This window comes from Trinickia caryophylli (assembly GCF_034424545.1).
GTDB lineage: Bacteria > Pseudomonadota > Gammaproteobacteria > Burkholderiales > Burkholderiaceae > Trinickia > Trinickia caryophylli.
On sequence record NZ_CP139970.1, the window covers coordinates 1,318,542 to 1,335,242 of the forward strand.

At 66.6% G+C, this 16,701-nt stretch carries 11 protein-coding genes; 4 read left to right on the forward strand and 7 right to left on the reverse strand.

Annotated features, from left to right (window positions below):
* Positions 1-114 precede the first annotated feature (114 nt).
* The 3 genes from dnaK to grpE form a co-directional block, all read right to left on the reverse strand.
* Complete coding sequence (dnaK, locus tag U0034_RS06000) at positions 115-2,076, reverse strand: molecular chaperone DnaK (protein WP_085223435.1); 1,962 nt, start codon at positions 2,074-2,076, stop codon at positions 115-117.
* Between the two features lie 130 nt (positions 2,077-2,206).
* Positions 2,207-2,647 (reverse strand): thioredoxin family protein, encoded by a 441-nt coding sequence (locus U0034_RS06005; protein WP_085223433.1) that lies wholly within the window; start codon positions 2,645-2,647, stop codon positions 2,207-2,209.
* A gap of 48 nt (positions 2,648-2,695) precedes the next feature.
* Entirely contained in the window at positions 2,696-3,268 is a 573-nt protein-coding gene (grpE, locus tag U0034_RS06010; RefSeq protein WP_085223431.1) for a nucleotide exchange factor GrpE, read from the reverse strand.
* 385 nt (positions 3,269-3,653) lie between these two features.
* On the opposite strand from grpE, the gene U0034_RS06015 reads away from it, so the two are divergent.
* Positions 3,654-3,815, forward strand: a complete 162-nt coding sequence (locus U0034_RS06015; RefSeq protein ID WP_170151686.1) for a hypothetical protein — start codon at positions 3,654-3,656, stop codon at positions 3,813-3,815.
* On the opposite strand, the gene U0034_RS06020 is transcribed toward U0034_RS06015, so the two are convergent.
* From U0034_RS06020 to hrcA, 3 genes are all read right to left on the reverse strand, one after another.
* Positions 3,787-4,194: an RNA-binding S4 domain-containing protein gene (locus tag U0034_RS06020; protein ID WP_085223429.1), complete on the reverse strand. Its 408-nt coding sequence runs from the start codon at positions 4,192-4,194 to the stop codon at positions 3,787-3,789. The two genes, U0034_RS06015 and U0034_RS06020, sit on opposite strands and share 29 nt — an antisense overlap.
* A gap of 112 nt (positions 4,195-4,306) precedes the next feature.
* Positions 4,307-5,374 (reverse strand): ferrochelatase, encoded by a 1,068-nt coding sequence (hemH, locus tag U0034_RS06025; protein ID WP_085223427.1) that lies wholly within the window; start codon positions 5,372-5,374, stop codon positions 4,307-4,309.
* Between the two features lie 157 nt (positions 5,375-5,531).
* Positions 5,532-6,551: a heat-inducible transcriptional repressor HrcA gene (gene hrcA / locus U0034_RS06030; protein ID WP_233211917.1), complete on the reverse strand. Its 1,020-nt coding sequence runs from the start codon at positions 6,549-6,551 to the stop codon at positions 5,532-5,534.
* A 257-nt stretch (positions 6,552-6,808) separates the two neighbouring features.
* Between hrcA and U0034_RS06035 the strand changes: the two genes are divergently transcribed.
* Both U0034_RS06035 and recN read left to right on the forward strand, forming a co-directional pair.
* Positions 6,809-7,729, forward strand: a complete 921-nt coding sequence (locus tag U0034_RS06035) for an NAD kinase (RefSeq protein ID WP_085223425.1) — start codon at positions 6,809-6,811, stop codon at positions 7,727-7,729.
* 71 nt (positions 7,730-7,800) lie between these two features.
* A complete protein-coding gene (recN, locus tag U0034_RS06040) occupies positions 7,801-9,471 on the forward strand; it encodes a DNA repair protein RecN (RefSeq protein WP_085223423.1) in 1,671 nt (556 codons plus the stop codon).
* 31 nt (positions 9,472-9,502) lie between these two features.
* Here recN and glnE read toward each other — a convergent pair whose 3' ends face one another.
* Positions 9,503-12,304 carry a bifunctional [glutamate--ammonia ligase]-adenylyl-L-tyrosine phosphorylase/[glutamate--ammonia-ligase] adenylyltransferase gene (gene glnE, locus U0034_RS06045; protein WP_085223421.1) on the reverse strand — a complete coding sequence of 934 codons (2,802 nt, stop codon included), beginning with the start codon at positions 12,302-12,304 and terminating at the stop codon, positions 9,503-9,505.
* 175 nt (positions 12,305-12,479) lie between these two features.
* Between glnE and U0034_RS06050 the strand changes: the two genes are divergently transcribed.
* Complete coding sequence (locus U0034_RS06050; protein WP_085223419.1) at positions 12,480-16,673, forward strand: YhdP family phospholipid transporter; 4,194 nt, start codon at positions 12,480-12,482, stop codon at positions 16,671-16,673.
* Positions 16,674-16,701 lie beyond the last annotated feature (28 nt).

Sequence of the window (16,701 nt, forward strand, 5' to 3'; positions counted from 1 at the left end):
CGCACGCCGTCCATAAAGCAAATGTGCCCGGAGAACCCGAAAGTCCGCCAGGCGCGTCGCCGGCCAGCCGCCCCTACGGGACGTACCGGCCGTTTCCTTCGGCTGGAGCCGAGCTCAGTCCTTCTTCACTTCCTTGAACTCTGCATCGACGACGTCGTCCTCGGGCTTGCCCGACGACTGCTGGCTCGCGCCCGCGCCAGCGCCCGCGCCCGCCGCAGCACCGGCAGCGCCGGCCGCGTTTTGCGCCTGCATGTCGGCGTACATCTTTTCGCCGAGCTTTTGCGAGACCTTCGCCACAGCCTCGATCTTTGCCTCGATCGTCGCCTTGTCGCTCGAGGTGTTTTTCAACGTTTCCTCGAGGTCCTTCAGCGCGGATTCGATCTTCTCCTTCTCGTCCGCATCGACCTTGTCGCCATATTCGGCGAGCGCCTTCTTCGTGCTGTGCGCGAGTGCGTCGCCCTGATTGCGCGCGTCAGCCAGCTCACGCAGACGGTGATCTTCCTCGGCGTTCGCTTCGGCATCCTTCACCATCTTCTCGATCTCGGCTTCCGAGAGGCCCGAGTTCGCCTTGATGGTGATCTTGCTCTCCTTGCCCGTGCCCTTGTCGCGAGCGCCCACGTGCAAAATGCCGTTCGCGTCGATGTCGAAGGTCACCTCGATCTGCGGCACGCCACGCGGTGCGGGAGGAATACCCTCGAGATTGAATTCGCCAAGCAGCTTGTTGCCCGCTGCCATCTCGCGCTCGCCTTGGAATACCTTGATCGTCACCGCCGACTGGTTGTCGTCGGCCGTCGAGTACACCTGCTGGTGCTTCGTCGGAATCGTCGTATTCTTGTTGATCATCTTCGTCATCACGCCGCCGAGCGTCTCGATACCGAGCGAAAGCGGCGTCACGTCGAGCAGCAGCACGTCCTTGCGGTCGCCCGAGAGCACCTGGCCCTGGATCGCGGCGCCAACGGCCACGGCCTCGTCAGGGTTCACGTCGCGGCGCGGATCCTTGCCGAAGAACTCCTTCACCGTTTCCAGGACCTTCGGCATGCGCGTCATGCCGCCGACGAGGATGACGTCGTCGATGTCGCTTACTTTCACGCCCGCATCCTTGATCGCGATGCGGCAGGGCTCGATCGTACGCTGGATCAGATCCTCGACGAGCGCCTCGAGCTTCGCGCGCGTAATCTTCAGGTTCAAGTGCTTCGGACCCGTCGCGTCGGCCGTGATGTACGGCAGATTGATTTCGGTCTGCTGGCTCGACGAAAGCTCGATCTTCGCCTTCTCGGCGGCTTCCTTCAGGCGCTGCAACGCGAGCACGTCCTTCGAGAGGTCGACTCCCTGCTCCTTCTTGAACTCGCCGATGATGTAATCGATGATGCGCTGGTCGAAGTCTTCGCCACCGAGGAACGTGTCGCCGTTCGTCGAGAGCACTTCGAACTGCATTTCGCCATCGACGTCCGCGATTTCGATGATCGAGATGTCGAACGTGCCGCCGCCGAGGTCGTAGACCGCGATCTTGCGGTCGCCCTTTTCGGCTTTGTCGAGGCCGAACGCGAGCGCTGCCGCCGTCGGCTCGTTGATGATCCGCTTTACTTCGAGGCCCGCGATGCGGCCCGCATCCTTCGTGGCCTGCCGCTGGCTATCGTTGAAGTAGGCCGGCACCGTGATCACCGCCTCGGTGACCGGCTCCCCGAGGTAGTCCTCGGCCGTCTTCTTCATCTTGCGCAGCACTTCGGCGGAAATCTGCGGCGGCGCGAGCTTCTTGTCGCGCGCCTGCACCCAGGCGTCGCCGTTTTCGGCCTTGATGATCTCGTAGGGCATCAGGCCGATGTCCTTTTGCACTTCTTTTTCCTCGAAGCGGCGGCCGATCAGGCGCTTGACCGCAAAGAGCGTGTTCTTCGGGTTCGTCACCGACTGGCGCTTGGCCGGCGCGCCAACGAGGATCTCGCCGTCGTCCATGTAAGCGATGATCGACGGCGTCGTGCGGGCGCCTTCCGAATTTTCGATCACCTTGACCTGATTGCCTTCCATCAGCGCCACGCACGAGTTCGTGGTGCCGAGGTCGATGCCGATGATTTTGCCCATTTTTCCTAATCTCCTGACTTTCGATCCCGAGGGCGGCGACACATTCGGCCAAGCCGCCCGTTCAATTCAAACCTGCACTCAACATGAGTGCCCCCGTACCGTTTTCAAGCCCACCCGGGCAATGCGGTCATTAATTTTTTTCAATCGGCGGCTGCGCGGTTGCACCCGCGTGCGCCCCAGCCGATTGCACCTCCGCCCTGGCCTTTTCGCGCGCCGCGGCCACCGCCGCCTGGAATGGCTCGATGCCGTGCCAGCCCGTCGCGCGCCCGAGCCGCTTGCCACGGTAAAAGAAGTACCAGGTCGGCACCCCGTGCAGCGCGAAGCGGCGCGCGAGGTCACGCTCCTCGTACACGTTGGCGTGAAACCAGGTAAGCCCGAGCGCGCGAATGGCCTCCGGCTGCGCCAGCATCGCCTTCTTTGCAATTTCGCAGTTGAAGCAGTTCACGCCCCAAAAAAAGACGACGACGAGAGCGTCACCCGCCGCCGCCAGCTTCGCATCGAACCCGCCCGCGCTCACCGCCTCCATCCTGAATACGGAGAACGCGGTGGGGCCGGCCTGATCGGGGCTCATCGCCGTTGCGCAAGCGCGAAGGTGGGCGAGCTCACGCCTACACCAGACTCACTTCGCCTGCGCGACCGTCACCAGCGCCGGACGCAGCACGCGGTCGGCGATCACATAGCCCTTTTGCAGCACCGACACGACCGTATTGGCCTCCTGCTCGGCGGGGACCATCGAAATCGCCTGGTGACGGTGCGGATCGAACTTCTCGCCGACCGGGTTGAGCGCGGCAACGCGCCCCTTTTCCATCGCGGCCTGGAGCTGGCGCAGCGTCAGTTCGACGCCTTCACGCAGTTTCGCCACGTCACCCGACGAATCGGCAAGCGCTGCCTCGAGGCTGTCGATAACAGGCAGCAGATGCTCGGCGAAGCTCTCGATCGCGAACTTATGCGCCTTGGAAACGTCCTCCTGCGCGCGGCGGCGGATGTTCTCCGTCTCGGCCTTGGCGCGCAGAAAACTCTCGCTGAGCTCGGCGATCTTGGCCTGCGCCTCCGCAAGCGCCGCTTCGGGCGCAGGCTGCGGTTCCGCGGGTGCCGCGGCGGCTTGCGCCGCGACCTGATCGCCAATCGGCTGGGCGCCCTCGCCGGCGCTCGCGGGATTCTGGTTCGGCGAATTGTCTTGCGGGTGTTCCATGTCGCTGAATCGTCCTAATAAGTGAAATCAAAGCGGCGGTAAAGTCGCGCCCCGGCTCGAGTCGCGGCGCCGGGGGCACCTCGGGGGCGCGCGGCGCGTTGCTAAAACGCAACTCTCTGGCGCGCATCGCCGGTGCAAATGGGGGTGCGCAACGGCTTTTCAAGAGCCCGCGCCCCGTTACCGCACCATCCGTGGGCAGCGCGAAACGATCGGTAACACCGGTTACGGCCCCTGAACGCAAGCCGCATTGAGCGCCATTATGGTTTGCCCTACACTGCCTTCATGCAGGCCGGCCGCGTTCCGGTCGGGTGGCAAGCGCCGCGCCTGCCGCACCGTTCCATCCGTTCGCGCAAGTTCGTAGCGCGCTTCTCCTTGGAGGAGTACCGTGAAACTGACCTTTGCTATCGCCGTGGTCGCGCTGGTACTCGTCGCAGGGACCACGACCATCTGCATCTCCGGTGCCGTCACCGACAAGACGACCGAATACGGGGTCGTCCATGCCACGTTCGAGCACTTCTTCAATCCCCACCTGAAAGTTTGTCGATAACACGTCGGTCGCGCTTCGTCGGCCGCCCATGCAGGGAAGCAGCCGGCTCACGATAGGTCTTGCGGCGCTCCGTCTCCGCCGTGCGCCGGGCCTGACTCTCGGTCGTTTCCGCGTAAAGCGTCTGCGCGACGCTCGCCGGCCCGCGCACCTCGCATATGCCCACGACGCGGACCTCCCAGACGAGGCGATCGACATCGATCTGAACAAGATCGCCCACACGGACGTCCTTGGCCGGTTTGACGGCCGCGCCGCCAATGCGCACTCGCCCCTTTTCGACCGCGTCGGCCGCGAGCGAACGCGTCTTGAAAAAACGTGCAGCCCACAGCCATTTGTCGATACGCAGGCGCGCGCCCGGTTCCGTCGAAATCTTGTAGTTCATCGCAATGCTGCTACTTCGGAGCGCGATCGCCCCTTTCGAGAACCAACGGGTGCAACGATCCTGCCCGCATCGGCAAACCGAGGCGCACGGGCAAGTCCCACTTGCCGGCACCTCATGCCAACGCTCCTGCATGAGCAGGTGCGCCCACTGGCCAGCCGGCGAGCTGCTGCGCGACGATCTCGCCAAGTGCCGCGACCCATGCGGGCGTTGCGTTCAGACACGGAATGCGGTGAAACGCCTTGCCGCCCGCATTCAGAAATTCGTCCCGGACTTCGATGCCGATCTCCTCGATCGTCTCGAGACAGTCCGCCGTGAAGCCCGGGCAGAAGACGTCGGCCCGACGTACGCCAGCCGCACCGAGCTCGTGCAGCGTCGGCGCCGTATAAGGCTGCAACCACTGCGCCCGGCCAAAGCGGGATTGGAACGTGACAAGACATTCGGTCGACGTGAGGCCGAGTTCCGCCATGAGCAGGGCAGCCGTCTGCCGGCATTGATCGTGGTACGGATCCCCCAGGTCGAGCGTGCGCTTGGGCACGCCGTGAAAACTGAGCACGAGTTTGTCGCCGGTGGAGAAATCCGGATGCCCGTGCGCCGCCCAGTAACCGCGCACCTGGGCGGCCAGCGCGCGGATATACGCGGGATGGTCGGCATAGTGCCGGACCGTGCGGACTTCGGGCTGATTGCGCATGCGCCCCAGCGCGGCGAAGGCATCGTCGAATGCCGTTGCCGTCGTGGAGGCCGAATACTGCGGGTACATCGGCATCAGCAGCACGCGCTCCGCCCCCGCAAGCTTCAGTTGCTTGAGCATCGCGCCGATACCCGGCGTGCCGTATCGCATTGCATACTCGACGATGACAGGGTAGCCGTTGGCGTGGAGCAACGTGCGCAGCGCCTCCACCTGCTTTTCGGTATACACGCGCAGCGGCGAGCCTTCGGGCATCCAGACGGCTGCGTACTTTCGTGCCGACGAGCGCCCGCGCAGCGGCAAAATCAGGCCGCGCAGCAACGGTTGCCACACGAGCGGCGGAATCTCGACCACTCGCGGGTCGGACAGAAACTGCGCAAGATAGCGGCGCACCGCGCGCGGCGTCGGCGCGTCAGGCGTGCCGAGGTTGATCAGCAGCACGGCAACGCGATGAGACGTGGCGGGCTGCGACGGCAGCTCGAGGTCGAAACGCATAGGCGATAAGAGGGGCCTCGCGCCGCGAGACCAGGTTCAGGTGCAGGACATTATAACGACGGCCGCTCGCCGCTCCACTCGGCCGTTCGGCCAATGGCACAACCGGCCCGCAGCGGGCATGATGGGTCGATCGGCGGTGGATGCGGTGCGGCGGCCGTTACTGCTGGCTCAACGCCGTGGAGAGCAGTCGGGCGGTAATGTCGACGATCGGAATAACGCGGCTGTAGGCCATGCGCGTAGGTCCGATCACGCCAAGCGTGCCAACGATCTTGCCGTTTACCTCGTACGGCGCCGTCACGACGCTCATCTGCTCGATCGGCACGAGAGTCGACTCCCCGCCGATGAAGATCTGCACGCCTTGCGCGTGACTCGATACGTCCAGCAACTGCAGGAGGCTCGTCTTTTGGTCGAATACGTCGAAAAGCTTGCGCAGGCGCGCCATGTCGGACGAAAGGTCCGCCACCTCGAGCAGATTGCGCTCGCCGGAAATCAGCACCGTTTCCTCGCCCTCGCTTTCCTCGGTGCTCGCCGTCACGGCAGCGTGCATGAGCGCCGTCATATCGCCGCGCAACTGGTCGATTTCCTCGCGCAGGCGCCGCCTCACCTCGTCGAACGACAAGCCTGCGAAGTGAGCGTTGATATAGTTGGAGGCCTCGGTCAGTTCCGACGGCGAATAATCGCGCTGTGTCGCCATCATGCGGTTCTGCACGTCGCCTTCCGGCGTCACGATAATGAGCAGGATGCGCTTGGCCGAAAGGCGCATGAACTCGATCTGCTTGAACACGTGGCTGCGGCGCGGCGTGAGGACCACACCCGCGAACTGAGACAGCCGCGAGAGCACGCTCGCGGCCGCGGCGATCACCTTTTGCGGCTCGCCCGGTCGAAGCGTGTGTTTCACGGCACGGGCAAGCGCCGCCTCGTCCTCGACCGATTCGACCGTGAGCATCGTGTCGACGAAAAGGCGATAGCCGCGCGGCGTGGGGATGCGTCCGGCCGACGTGTGCGGGCTCGCCACGAGCCCCATTTCCTCCAGGTCCGACATCACGTTGCGGATCGTGGCTGGACTCAGTTCGAGCCCCGAATACCGCGAAAGCGTGCGCGAGCCAACCGGCTGACCTTCCGCGATATATCGCTCGATCAGGGTTTTCAGTAGAGTTTGTGCGCGTGGTTCTAACATGACGCAAAATTTAACCCAAACGCCGATGCCCGCCGGGCACGGCAGCGTGCCCGCATACCGGCCCCCGCCCCTCTGTATGGGCGCCCCAGATTGGGGCACCCACGCGCGGCGGGGGCGCCGGCCGGGCCGATTCGTCATCGGCACGACATCATTCTAGCGACAAATCAACCCGGCGGATGCAGCCGGGTTGCCGCCGCCGTCGCCAACGGCTCGCTCGACGGTTCTTTTAGAGCCTTAACCTGTGGTGTAATGCCGGCATGGAAATTGGCAGCCAATTCAAGACCGTCGCGCTCATCGGGCGCAGCAACACGCCCGGCATCGGCGCGTCCCTCACCGCCCTCGCGGCATGCATCGCTCAGCGCGGGTTCGAGGTCATCTTCGAAACGGACACGGCGCGCGACATCGGCGCCGCCGGCTACCCATCGGCCACGCCGGCCGAGATCGGCGCGCGCGCCGACGTTGCCGTGGTACTGGGCGGCGACGGCACCATGCTCGGCATTGGTCGGCAACTCGCGCCCTATCGGACACCGCTCATCGGCATCAACCAGGGGCGCCTCGGCTTCATCACCGACATCCCGATCTCGGAGATGCAGCAGCGCGTCCCACAGATGCTGGCCGGGAGCTTCGAGCGCGAGGAACGCACGCTGCTGGAGGCGCGCATCATGCGCGCGGGCGAGCCGATCTATCATGCGCTGGCGTTCAACGACGTCGTGGTCAATCGCAGTGGGTTCTCCGGAATGGCGGAGTTGCGCGCCTCGGTGGACGGGCGGTTCATGTACAACCAGCGCTCGGACGGCCTCATCGTCGCCACGCCCACGGGATCCACGGCTTACGCGCTCTCGAGCCAGGGCCCGATTCTGCATCCGCAGTTGCGCGGCATCGTGCTCGTACCGATCGCGCCTCATGCGCTGTCGAACCGGCCGATCGTGCTGCCAGACGACTGCAAAGTCAGTATTCAGATCATCGCCGGGCGTGACGTCAACGTGAATTTCGACATGCAGTCGTTTACGGCCGTGCAACTCAATGACACGATCGAGGTCCGCCGTTCGAAGCACACCGTACCGTTCCTGCATCCGATCGGCTATAGCTACTACGCGACTCTGCGGCAAAAGCTCCACTGGAACGAGCATCCGTCGAGCGACGAGGACAAGGACAAGGACCCCGATGAGGCGCAATAAGCGCACCGCAGCGGCGCGCGGCATCTGAGGCCCGCCCGCGCGCCACGACCACACGACGCCAATACGATCTCATGCTCCGCCATCTTTCGATACGCGACTTCGTCATCGTCGCCGCGCTCGACCTCGAATTCGACCGCGGCTTCACGGTCTTCTCCGGCGAAACGGGCGCCGGCAAATCGATCCTCATCGACGCCCTGGCGCTCGCGCTCGGCGCGCGCGCCGATGCCGATGTCGTCCGCACAGGCATGGCCCGCGCCGACATCACGGCGGAATTCGCCGCCACGGCCGAAGCGATGCGCTGGCTCGACGATCAGGCGCTTTCGAACGGCGAAGCCGACGAGCACGGTCGCGACACAGTGCTGCTGCGACGCGTAGTGGATGCAAACGGCCGCTCCCGTGCCTTCATCAACGGCACGCAGGCCACCCTCGCCCAGTTGCGCGAGGTGGGAGAGATGCTCGTCGACATCCACGGGCAGCATGCGCATCAATTGCTCATGCGCCCGGACGCGCAGCGCACGCTCTTCGATACCCATGCCGGCCTTGCGGCGCAAGCGGCGAAGGTCGCGGGCGCCCATCGCGTCTGGCGCGACGCGGCCCATGCGCTGGAGCTCGCGCGCACGCGCGACCGCGAAATTCAGCTCGAACGCGAGCGCCTTGCCTGGCAGTTGGCCGAGCTCGACAAACTCGCCCCGCAGCCCGGGGAATGGGACGAGATCAGCGCCGAGCACCGGCGGCTTGCACATTCGGCGAGCCTGATCGAAGGCGTGCGCGGAACGCTCGACGCCCTCTCCGAAGGCGACGATGCGATGCTCGGCCAACTCGGCGCCATGATTTCGAGGCTGCGCGGGCTTGCGGATATCGACCCCGCGTTGGGCGACGCGCTCGCTTCGCTCGAACCGGCCGAGATTCAATTGCGCGAGGCGTCCTATTCGCTCTCGCATTATGCGCAGCGGCTCGAACTCGATCCGGACCGGCTGGCACAGGTCGAGGCACGGCTCGACGCGCTGCACTCGCTCGCGCGCAAGTTCCGCCTGCAGCCCGAGACGCTGCCGGCCGAGCACGAGGCGCGCCGCGCGCAACTGGCCGCGCTCGATGCCGCCGCGGACCTGGACAAGCTGACGGCGGCCGTCGAGGCGGCGCGCGAAGTCTACCTGCGCGACGCGAGGCAGCTATCGAAAGCCCGTGCCAAGGCGGCGAAAGCGCTCGGCGCCGCCGTCACCACCGGCATGCAGGAGCTCTCGATGGCCGGCGGCAGTTTCGAGGTGGCGCTCGTGCCGCTCGCGGAAGGCGGCGCACATGGGCTCGAGCAGATCGAGTTTCGCGTCGCGGGACACGCCGGGGTGCCAACCCGGCCACTGGCCAAAGTGGCGTCGGGCGGTGAACTCGCCCGCATCAGCCTTGCATTGGCGGTGATCGCAAGCACGGCGAGCCCGACGCCCACACTCATCTTCGACGAAGTGGACACCGGTATCGGCGGCGGCGTGGCCGAGGTTGTCGGCCGCCTGCTGCATCAGCTCGGCCGTGACCGGCAGGTGCTTTGCGTCACGCATTTGCCCCAGGTCGCGGCGCGCGGCGATCACCATTTCCAGGTCGCCAAGGCGGCTGCGTCCGATGGAGGCACGCTCTCGACCGTCACGCCGCTCGACCACGCAAACCGGATCGAAGAGGTCGCCCGCATGCTGGGCGGGCTCGAGATCACGGCAACGACCCGACGTCACGCGAAGGAAATGCTGGCGGCCTGAGCCGCGGCTGGCGGGCCGCACGCGGCACGGTCTAACCAAACACTCGCCTCCACAGGCCCAACACCGCATCGCGTTCGGCGGCAACCTGTTGTGTCGGCACGCGCGCCTTTTCCATGCCGTCCAGGCGCAGCCTGTGCTGCAGCTTGCGATAGGTCCGGTAGGCCGCGCCCACGGTCCCGGCTTCCTCCCGGCTCATCAGCCCGAAGCGCGAGACCTCGCGCAAAAGCGCGATGTTGCCTGTATTGCGGATCAGTTCGGGATGCGCCGCCGCATGCAGCAACACCCAATACTGAACGATGAATTCGATGTCCACCATCCCGCCGCGGTCGTGCTTGAGATCGAAGAACTCACTGCGGTTCGGGTGCCCCGCGTCTACGCGCTCCCGCATCGCCACGATCTCCTCGGCCAGCGGCCCGGCTTCGCGCGGCATCGTCAGCACCTGGGCGCGAATCGCCTCGAATTGGGTGCCTATGCGGGCATCGCCGGCACAAAAGCGCGCGCGCGTGATCGCCTGGTGCTCCCAAACCCAGGCCGTGTTCGCAGCGTCGCCCTCACGCAACTGATAGCGGCGGAACGCGTCGAGATCGGTGATGAGCAGCCCCGCCTCGCCGTTCGGCCTTAACCGGAGATCGATATCGAACAACACGCCCGCACCGGTGGCCGTCGTCAGCCAGGTGATCAGGCGCCGCGTGAACGTGGCATAGATTTCGGCCGCAGCCTCGTCGGGATCGTCATAGAGAAAGATCAGATCGAGGTCCGAGGCGTAGCCCAGCTCCTTGCCGCCGAGCTTGCCATAGGCGATGGCGGCGAAGTGGGGCACCTCGCGATGCCGCTTCGGCAATTGCTGCCAGACCGCCTCGATCGTGACGTCGAGCACCGAATCGGCCAGCTCCGAGAGACGGTCGCTCACCTGCTCGACCGTGAGCTTGCCGGCCAGATCGATGAGCAGAATGCGGAAAACCTCGGCCTGATGCGCATGACGCAGCAAGTCCATTTGCTGCTCGACGCCGTCGGCCGCGGCAAGACGCGCACGCAGTGAGGCCCTGAATTCGGCCCAGTCGAAGGGGGTCGCGATCGCTTCGTCGTCGAGCAGTTCGTCGAGGAGTTGAGGATGCCGGGCCAGGTAGCCGCCCCCCCAGCGCGAAGCCGAGAGCAGTGCGATCACGCGCTCGAGCGCGGCTGGGTACTCGTCGAGCAGTGCGAGGTAGGCCCCGCGCCGCCCGACTGCTTCCAGCAGTTCGATGAGGCGGGCCAGCGTCGGGCCGCGCTTGTCGGCCGGCTCGAGTACCGCGGTGGCATCGAGCGCGCGTCGCACGATGGTATCGAAGCGCTCCCGGCTGCGCTCGGGCAGCCGCTGGTAGCGCGACGAGCGCCGTACCCCGGAGAGCCGGGCCAGCACCTCGCCGGCGTCGCCAAAGCCGAGCGCGGCCAGACGCGCGCCGAGCGGCTCGGTCGTCGCATCGTCCTCGAGCGCGCTCGTCCAGATCTCGGCAGCGCCGCGCTCGTCGTGCACAGCCTCGCCATGCCGGCGTGTCTTGTCGGCGAAAATCTGATCGAACTGCGCCTGGACGAACTCGCGATGCGTCTCGAGCTTCGCGCAAAGCGCCGCGTAGTCGGCGAAGCCCAGCGATTCGGCAAGCCGCGCACGCTCGTGCTCGTCGACCGGGATGGCGTGCGTTTGCGCATCCTGCCTGTATTGCAGCCGGTGCTCGACCGTGCGCAGGAAACGGTACGCCTGCGTGAGCCCCGTGCAAACCGCCGGCGCGAGCAGTCCGCGCGCGGCCGCATGCTGGAGTACGGCGAGCGTCGGGCGTATGCGGAAACCGGCGTCCTGGCCACCCCGGATCAGTTGAAACACTTGCGCGCTGAACTCGATCTCGCGGATGCCGCCGCGCCCGAGCTTGATGTCGTCGGCTTTGTCCGGCCTCATCGACGCACGCCGCCGGGCCTCTTCGCCGATCTGACGATGCAGCGAGCGGATGGCGCTTATCACGCCGAAGTCGAGATAGCGCCGGTAGACGAACGGTTTGACGAGCGCATCGAGCTGCGAGGCGAGACGCTGGGCCGCCTCGCCCTCGCGCCCCGATACGAGGCGCCCCTTGATCCAGGCGTAGCGCTCCCACTCGCGCCCCTGCACGTAGAAGTACTCTTCGAGCATGCCAAGGCTGCACACGAGCGGACCCGAATCGCCGTTCGGCCTCAGGCGCATATCCACGCGAAATACGTAGCCGTCGGCCGTCTGCTCCGCGAGGGCGCCGATCAGGCGGCGCCCCAGCCGCGTGAAGAATTCCTGCGTCGCGATCGGCGGCCGCGCACCGCCCGCCGTCTCGCCTTCGTCCTCGTAGACGAAGATGAGATCGATGTCGGACGAAACGTTCAGTTCGCGGCCACCGAGCTTGCCCATGCCGAGCACGCCAAGCGTGAGCTTCTCCCCCTCGGGGCCGCGCGGCTCGCCGTAAAGCGCTTCCAGATCGGCCGTGAGCGCAGCCAGCGCGTACTGGATCGCGGCCTCCGCGAGGTCGGTCATCGCCCCCATGACCTCGTCGAGATCGCCGGTGCCGGCAAGGTCGCGCTCCATGACCGCGCAGAACACCTCCGTGCGCAAGCGGCGCAGCGCCCGGCGCAATGCCGGCTCGGGCAGCGGCGCGTGCTCGTCCAGCCCGCCGGCCAGGCGCTCTTCGGCCGCCAACGCCGCAAGGCGCGCGTCGATGCGCTCCCGGGTCATGGGCGCCTGGGCCCAGGCCGCGACGAGCGCGGCCAGTTCAGGCCGCGCCGCCATCGCGCGCGCGGCATAGGAGGAATAAGCGGAACTCGACAGTGCGGCAGCAGTCATGGATCAGGATGGTGCGCGCGTGGCGCTTCGAGATGTCGTTCGTGAATGAGGTTTTGCAAGATTCAGCAACATTGCCGAGGCCCGGCACGGCACTTGCAGCCACGCCGGCGCGCGCCCCTGTGTTACATTTCGTCGTCCGAGACGCCAAACTACCACAGCCCCGATTCACTGCAGCATGTCCGACAGCAAGGAATCCGTCGAAAAGGCCGTTGCCGGACCTGCGCGCCCCGATCTTCGTCTGCTGCGCCGAGCGCTGAAGGCGTCGCTCGCGGTCGCCGCCATCATCTACTTCGTCGTCGGCGCTGCATTCCTCGGCCTGCGCTACCTCGTTCTCCCGCGTATCGACACGTTCCGTCCGCGTATCGAGGCCCTCGTTTCGAGCAGGCTGCACGTCGAGCTGCGCATCGGCCGGCTCGATGCGCATTGGTCGGGGCTCGAACCGGGCGTCGACGTGACGGACCTCGAGATCCATGATCGCAACGGCGCGCTCGCCCTCTCGGTGCCGCGCGCCACGGCCACGCTCTCGTGGAGCGCATTGATGCGCGGCAAGGCGACACTGGCAAGCCTCGTCGTCGAGCGCCCCGACGTGCTCGTCGAGCGCGCGCCCGACGGCAGTTTGTCGGTGGCCGGCGTGCAGGTGCCGACGATGCACACCAGCAGCGACTCGACCTTCTCGAGCTGGGTGCTCTCGCAGCATGCGATCGTCCTGCGCGGCGGCACGCTGCGGTGGCGCGACGGGCAGCGTAAAGCGCCGGAGCTCGCGCTGCACGACATACGCGCGGCGATCTTCAACCAGGGCCTCTCGCACCGCGTCGCGCTGCAGGCACCAGCCGACGGCACCGTGCTCAAGGGGCCGCTCGACTTTCGCGCGCGGTTCCGCCATCTGCCGCTGCACGAAATCGGCGCACCGCAAAACTGGAGTGGGCAAGCCTACGTCTCCACGGGCCCGGTCGATCTTCCCTCGCTCGCGCGCTACGTGAAGGTGCCGTTCACGCTGTATGCGGGGCGCATCGACAACGCGATCTGGACCACGTTCTCGGGCGGCCAGTTGCGCTCGGCGCAAGGCGAGCTCCAGGGCAGCGATATCGCCCTGCGGGTGCGGCCGACCCAACCGCCGCTCGACGTACCAGCGGCTCGTTTCGGCTGGGCGGCGCAAATCGCGCCGCAAAGCGACTACCGCATCCGACTGACCAATTTGCACGCCGAACTCGGCCAGCCGCCGCTCGCGGACGGAACGCCGGTCAGCCGCACGCTCGCGTTCGAGACATTGACGGGCCGCTACCGCGTGCCCGACGCGCGCCATGGGCAGTTGATGAGCGTGGCGGGGGACCGCGTCGATCTGGGCGTGCTCGCGGAATTCAGCCGGGCGCTGCCCGTACCGGAGCGCTTCCTCGACGAACTCGTGCGGTTCGATCCGCGTGGGCTCGTCGCGAACTACGCGATCGAGGTCGAGCGCGCGCGCCCCGAAACTTCGCAGGCGGTGAGCGAGCAGCGCACCGCAGGCACGGCCCCCATCATCCGCTACAGGGTAAAAGGCGAACTCGAAGGCGTGAGCGTCGCGGCACAGGAACCGCCGCCGGGGCTCTCGGCGGCCGGCCACCCGCGCGCGGGGCTGCCCGGCTTCGAAAATCTCTGGGGAGCGATCGACGCGGACGAGACACGCGGCACGGCCACGGTCGATACAGCCAACGCCACCATCACACTGCCGGGCGAGTTCGACGATCCGCGCCTGGCGTTCGATCGCCTGCGCGGCCACGGAAGCTGGACGATCACGCCGGCGCCGGGCGAGCCGCACAAGGCGTTCGCGGTGAACGTGCCGGAGTTGAGTGTCGCGAACGCCGATACGGCAGGCAGCGTCGTGGCGACCTACACGAACCCGGGCCACGGCCGCGGTGTGCTCGAACTCGCCGCGAAAATCGATCGTGCGACCCTCCCGAGCATTCCGCGGTATCTGCCGACGAGCATCGGCGAGCACCTGCGTCACTATCTCGGCCACGCGCTGAAAGACGGCGTTGCGCGCAACGCGACGATCGAGGTGCGCGGCGGCCTCGACAAATTCCCCTACTCGCGCGAGCCCACCGCAGGCATCTTCAAGGTCGTCGCGCCGTTTGCCGGCGGCAAGTTCGACCCGTCGCCGTACCCGCCCAAGACGCTCAAGAGCGGCGAGCCGGACTACTGGCCAGCGCTCGAGGGAATCGACGGCGTCTTCACGCTGGCCCAGAACGTTTTGCGCTTCGATATCGACGCGGCCCGCTACAAACGCGTCGTGCTCGACCGCGTCAACGGCCGCATCGACGATCTCGGCAACCATGCGTCGAGCCTCGTGATCGACGGCCGGGCGCACGGGCCGCTCGCCGATTTCCTCGGCTATCTCAACGAGAGCGCGGCAGGCAGCATGACGGGGCACGTCGCGGAGAAAGTGCGGGCGAACGGGGCCGCCACGCTCGACCTGACGCTCACCGTGCCGCGTACGAACGAGCCGCAGGTGGGCGTGAGCGGCACCGTCGGCCTCATCGACAGCACGATCGAGCGCGATCAATGGCCACCGCTCGACCGGCTTCGGGGGCGCGTGCACTTTACGGAACATACGCTCGCGCTCGAGCACGTCACGGGCCGCTGGCTCGGAGGCGAGGTACGCGCCAACGGCACGCTTGCAACCGACGGCCGCTATGCATTCGACGTCGATGGACGCATAGCGGCCGACAGCGCGCGCGACCTCGACCTGCAGGGGCCGGCCGGCAAGCTGCTGGCACACGTGTACGGCGCGGCGCCGTATTCGCTTCAGATCCGCGGCGCCAGAAACGGCACCCCGCAAATCGTCGCGCGCTCGGATCTGACCGGCCTCGCGCTCGATTTGCCGGAACCGCTCAACAAGGCGCTCGGCACGCCAATGCCCTTCTCGTTCACCGTCAAGCCTACCGAAGCCGGCAATGGCGCGCTTTCGCGCGCCGAACTCGAACTGGGCCCGATCGCGGCCACCTATCTCCTGCGCCGCGATGCGACGCAGACCTCGCTCGCTCACGCCCTCAAGGTCGAGCAGGGTGCGATCGGCATCGGCCGCCCCGCTGCGCTGACCGGTTCGGGCGTGAACGTGGTTGCCACGCTGCCCTCGCTCGATGCGGATGCCTGGCGCGCCCTCGTCGGCGAACTGCACGCCGGCGCGCCGCAAAGCAAGGCTGGGCAACCGGCGGGCAGCGCCGCGGATCCGCTGCGGCAGTTCAAGCCAACGCAGTTGAAGGCCCACGTGGGCGAGCTGACGCTCCTCGAGCGTCGATGGACCGGCGTCGAGTTCGACGGCTCGGGCGTGCCGGGCAACTGGCAAGCCACGATCGCATCGGATCAGCTCGCGGGCACGCTGGCCTGGGAGCCTCGCGCGGCCGGCAACGACAGCGGCCTTCTGAAAGCGCATCTCACGAAAGCCGTCATTCCCGAGAGTACGCATCACGATCTCGTCGGGCAGATTTCCTCGGCGACGAGAGAACAGATGCCGGCCATCGATCTGCTCATCGACGATTTGACGGTGCGCGGGCACCGCTTCGGGCGGCTCGCAGTCGACGCGCACAACCGGGAAGAAGACGGCATGCCTGTCTGGCAGCTCGACAAGCTGGAACTCACGAACGCGGCAGCCCACCTGGTCGCAACAGCAAACTGGCGCACTACGCGGCGGCTGAGCGCCGCGGCCGCAGACGAAGATGCGCCACGTCGCACGGCGATCGATTTCAAGCTCGACATCGCAGACGCGGGCGCGCTGCTCGATCAGCTCGGCCTGCCGCGCACGGTCAAGGCGGGCACCGGCTCGCTCTCGGGCAAGATGTTCTGGCGTGGTGGCCCGACAGCCGTCGACTACCCCACGCTGCACGGCCAGATGGCGCTCGATCTGCGTCACGGCCAGGTTCTCAAGGTCGACCCGGGGGTCGCGAAACTGTTGGGCGTGCTGAGCCTGCAAAGCCTCGCGCGGGTAGTCACGCTGAACTTCAGGGACGTACTCGGCGAAGGGCTGCCTTTCGAAAGCATCACGGGCAAGGGGCGCGTGATAGACGGCATCGGCCATCTCGACGACTTCCATATCGTGACGGCGCCGGCCCGGGCCGACGTGACGGGCACGGTGAACCTCGCCGCCGAAACGCAGGACCTGCGGGTCATGGTCACGCCGACGCTGAATGCCGGTTCGGCCGTCATCGCGGCAGCCATCGTCAACCCGCTGCTCGGCCTGGGGGCGTTCGTGGCGAACCTGGCACTGTCGGAGTCGATCGCCCACGCGTTCGCGAGCCGCTACACGATAACGGGGTCATGGTCCCATCCCACCGTCGAGCGACTGTCGGGCGATCGGGGTAAGATGACTGCTCCGACAGAAGCGATCCACGAGTGACGCGCCGCGCCCCGCAGGCGTTGCGCTC

Bases quoted from the DNA above. Each gene is read 5' to 3' on its own strand.
- recN (WP_085223423.1), top strand. From the start codon at position 7,801: ATGCTCCGCCATCTTTCGATACGCGACTTCGTCATCGTCGCCGCGCTC.
- U0034_RS06050 (WP_085223419.1), top strand. From the start codon at position 12,480: ATGTCCGACAGCAAGGAATCCGTCGAAAAGGCCGTTGCCGGACCTGCG.
- hrcA (WP_233211917.1), bottom strand. From the start codon at position 6,551: ATGTTAGAACCACGCGCACAAACTCTACTGAAAACCCTGATCGAGCGA.
- dnaK (WP_085223435.1), bottom strand. From the start codon at position 2,076: ATGGGCAAAATCATCGGCATCGACCTCGGCACCACGAACTCGTGCGTG.
- U0034_RS06020 (WP_085223429.1), bottom strand. From the start codon at position 4,194: ATGAACTACAAGATTTCGACGGAACCGGGCGCGCGCCTGCGTATCGAC.
- hemH (WP_085223427.1), bottom strand. From the start codon at position 5,374: ATGCGTTTCGACCTCGAGCTGCCGTCGCAGCCCGCCACGTCTCATCGC.
- U0034_RS06035 (WP_085223425.1), top strand. From the start codon at position 6,809: ATGGAAATTGGCAGCCAATTCAAGACCGTCGCGCTCATCGGGCGCAGC.
- glnE (WP_085223421.1), bottom strand. From the start codon at position 12,304: ATGACTGCTGCCGCACTGTCGAGTTCCGCTTATTCCTCCTATGCCGCG.
- grpE (WP_085223431.1), bottom strand. From the start codon at position 3,268: ATGGAACACCCGCAAGACAATTCGCCGAACCAGAATCCCGCGAGCGCC.
- U0034_RS06005 (WP_085223433.1), bottom strand. From the start codon at position 2,647: ATGAGCCCCGATCAGGCCGGCCCCACCGCGTTCTCCGTATTCAGGATG.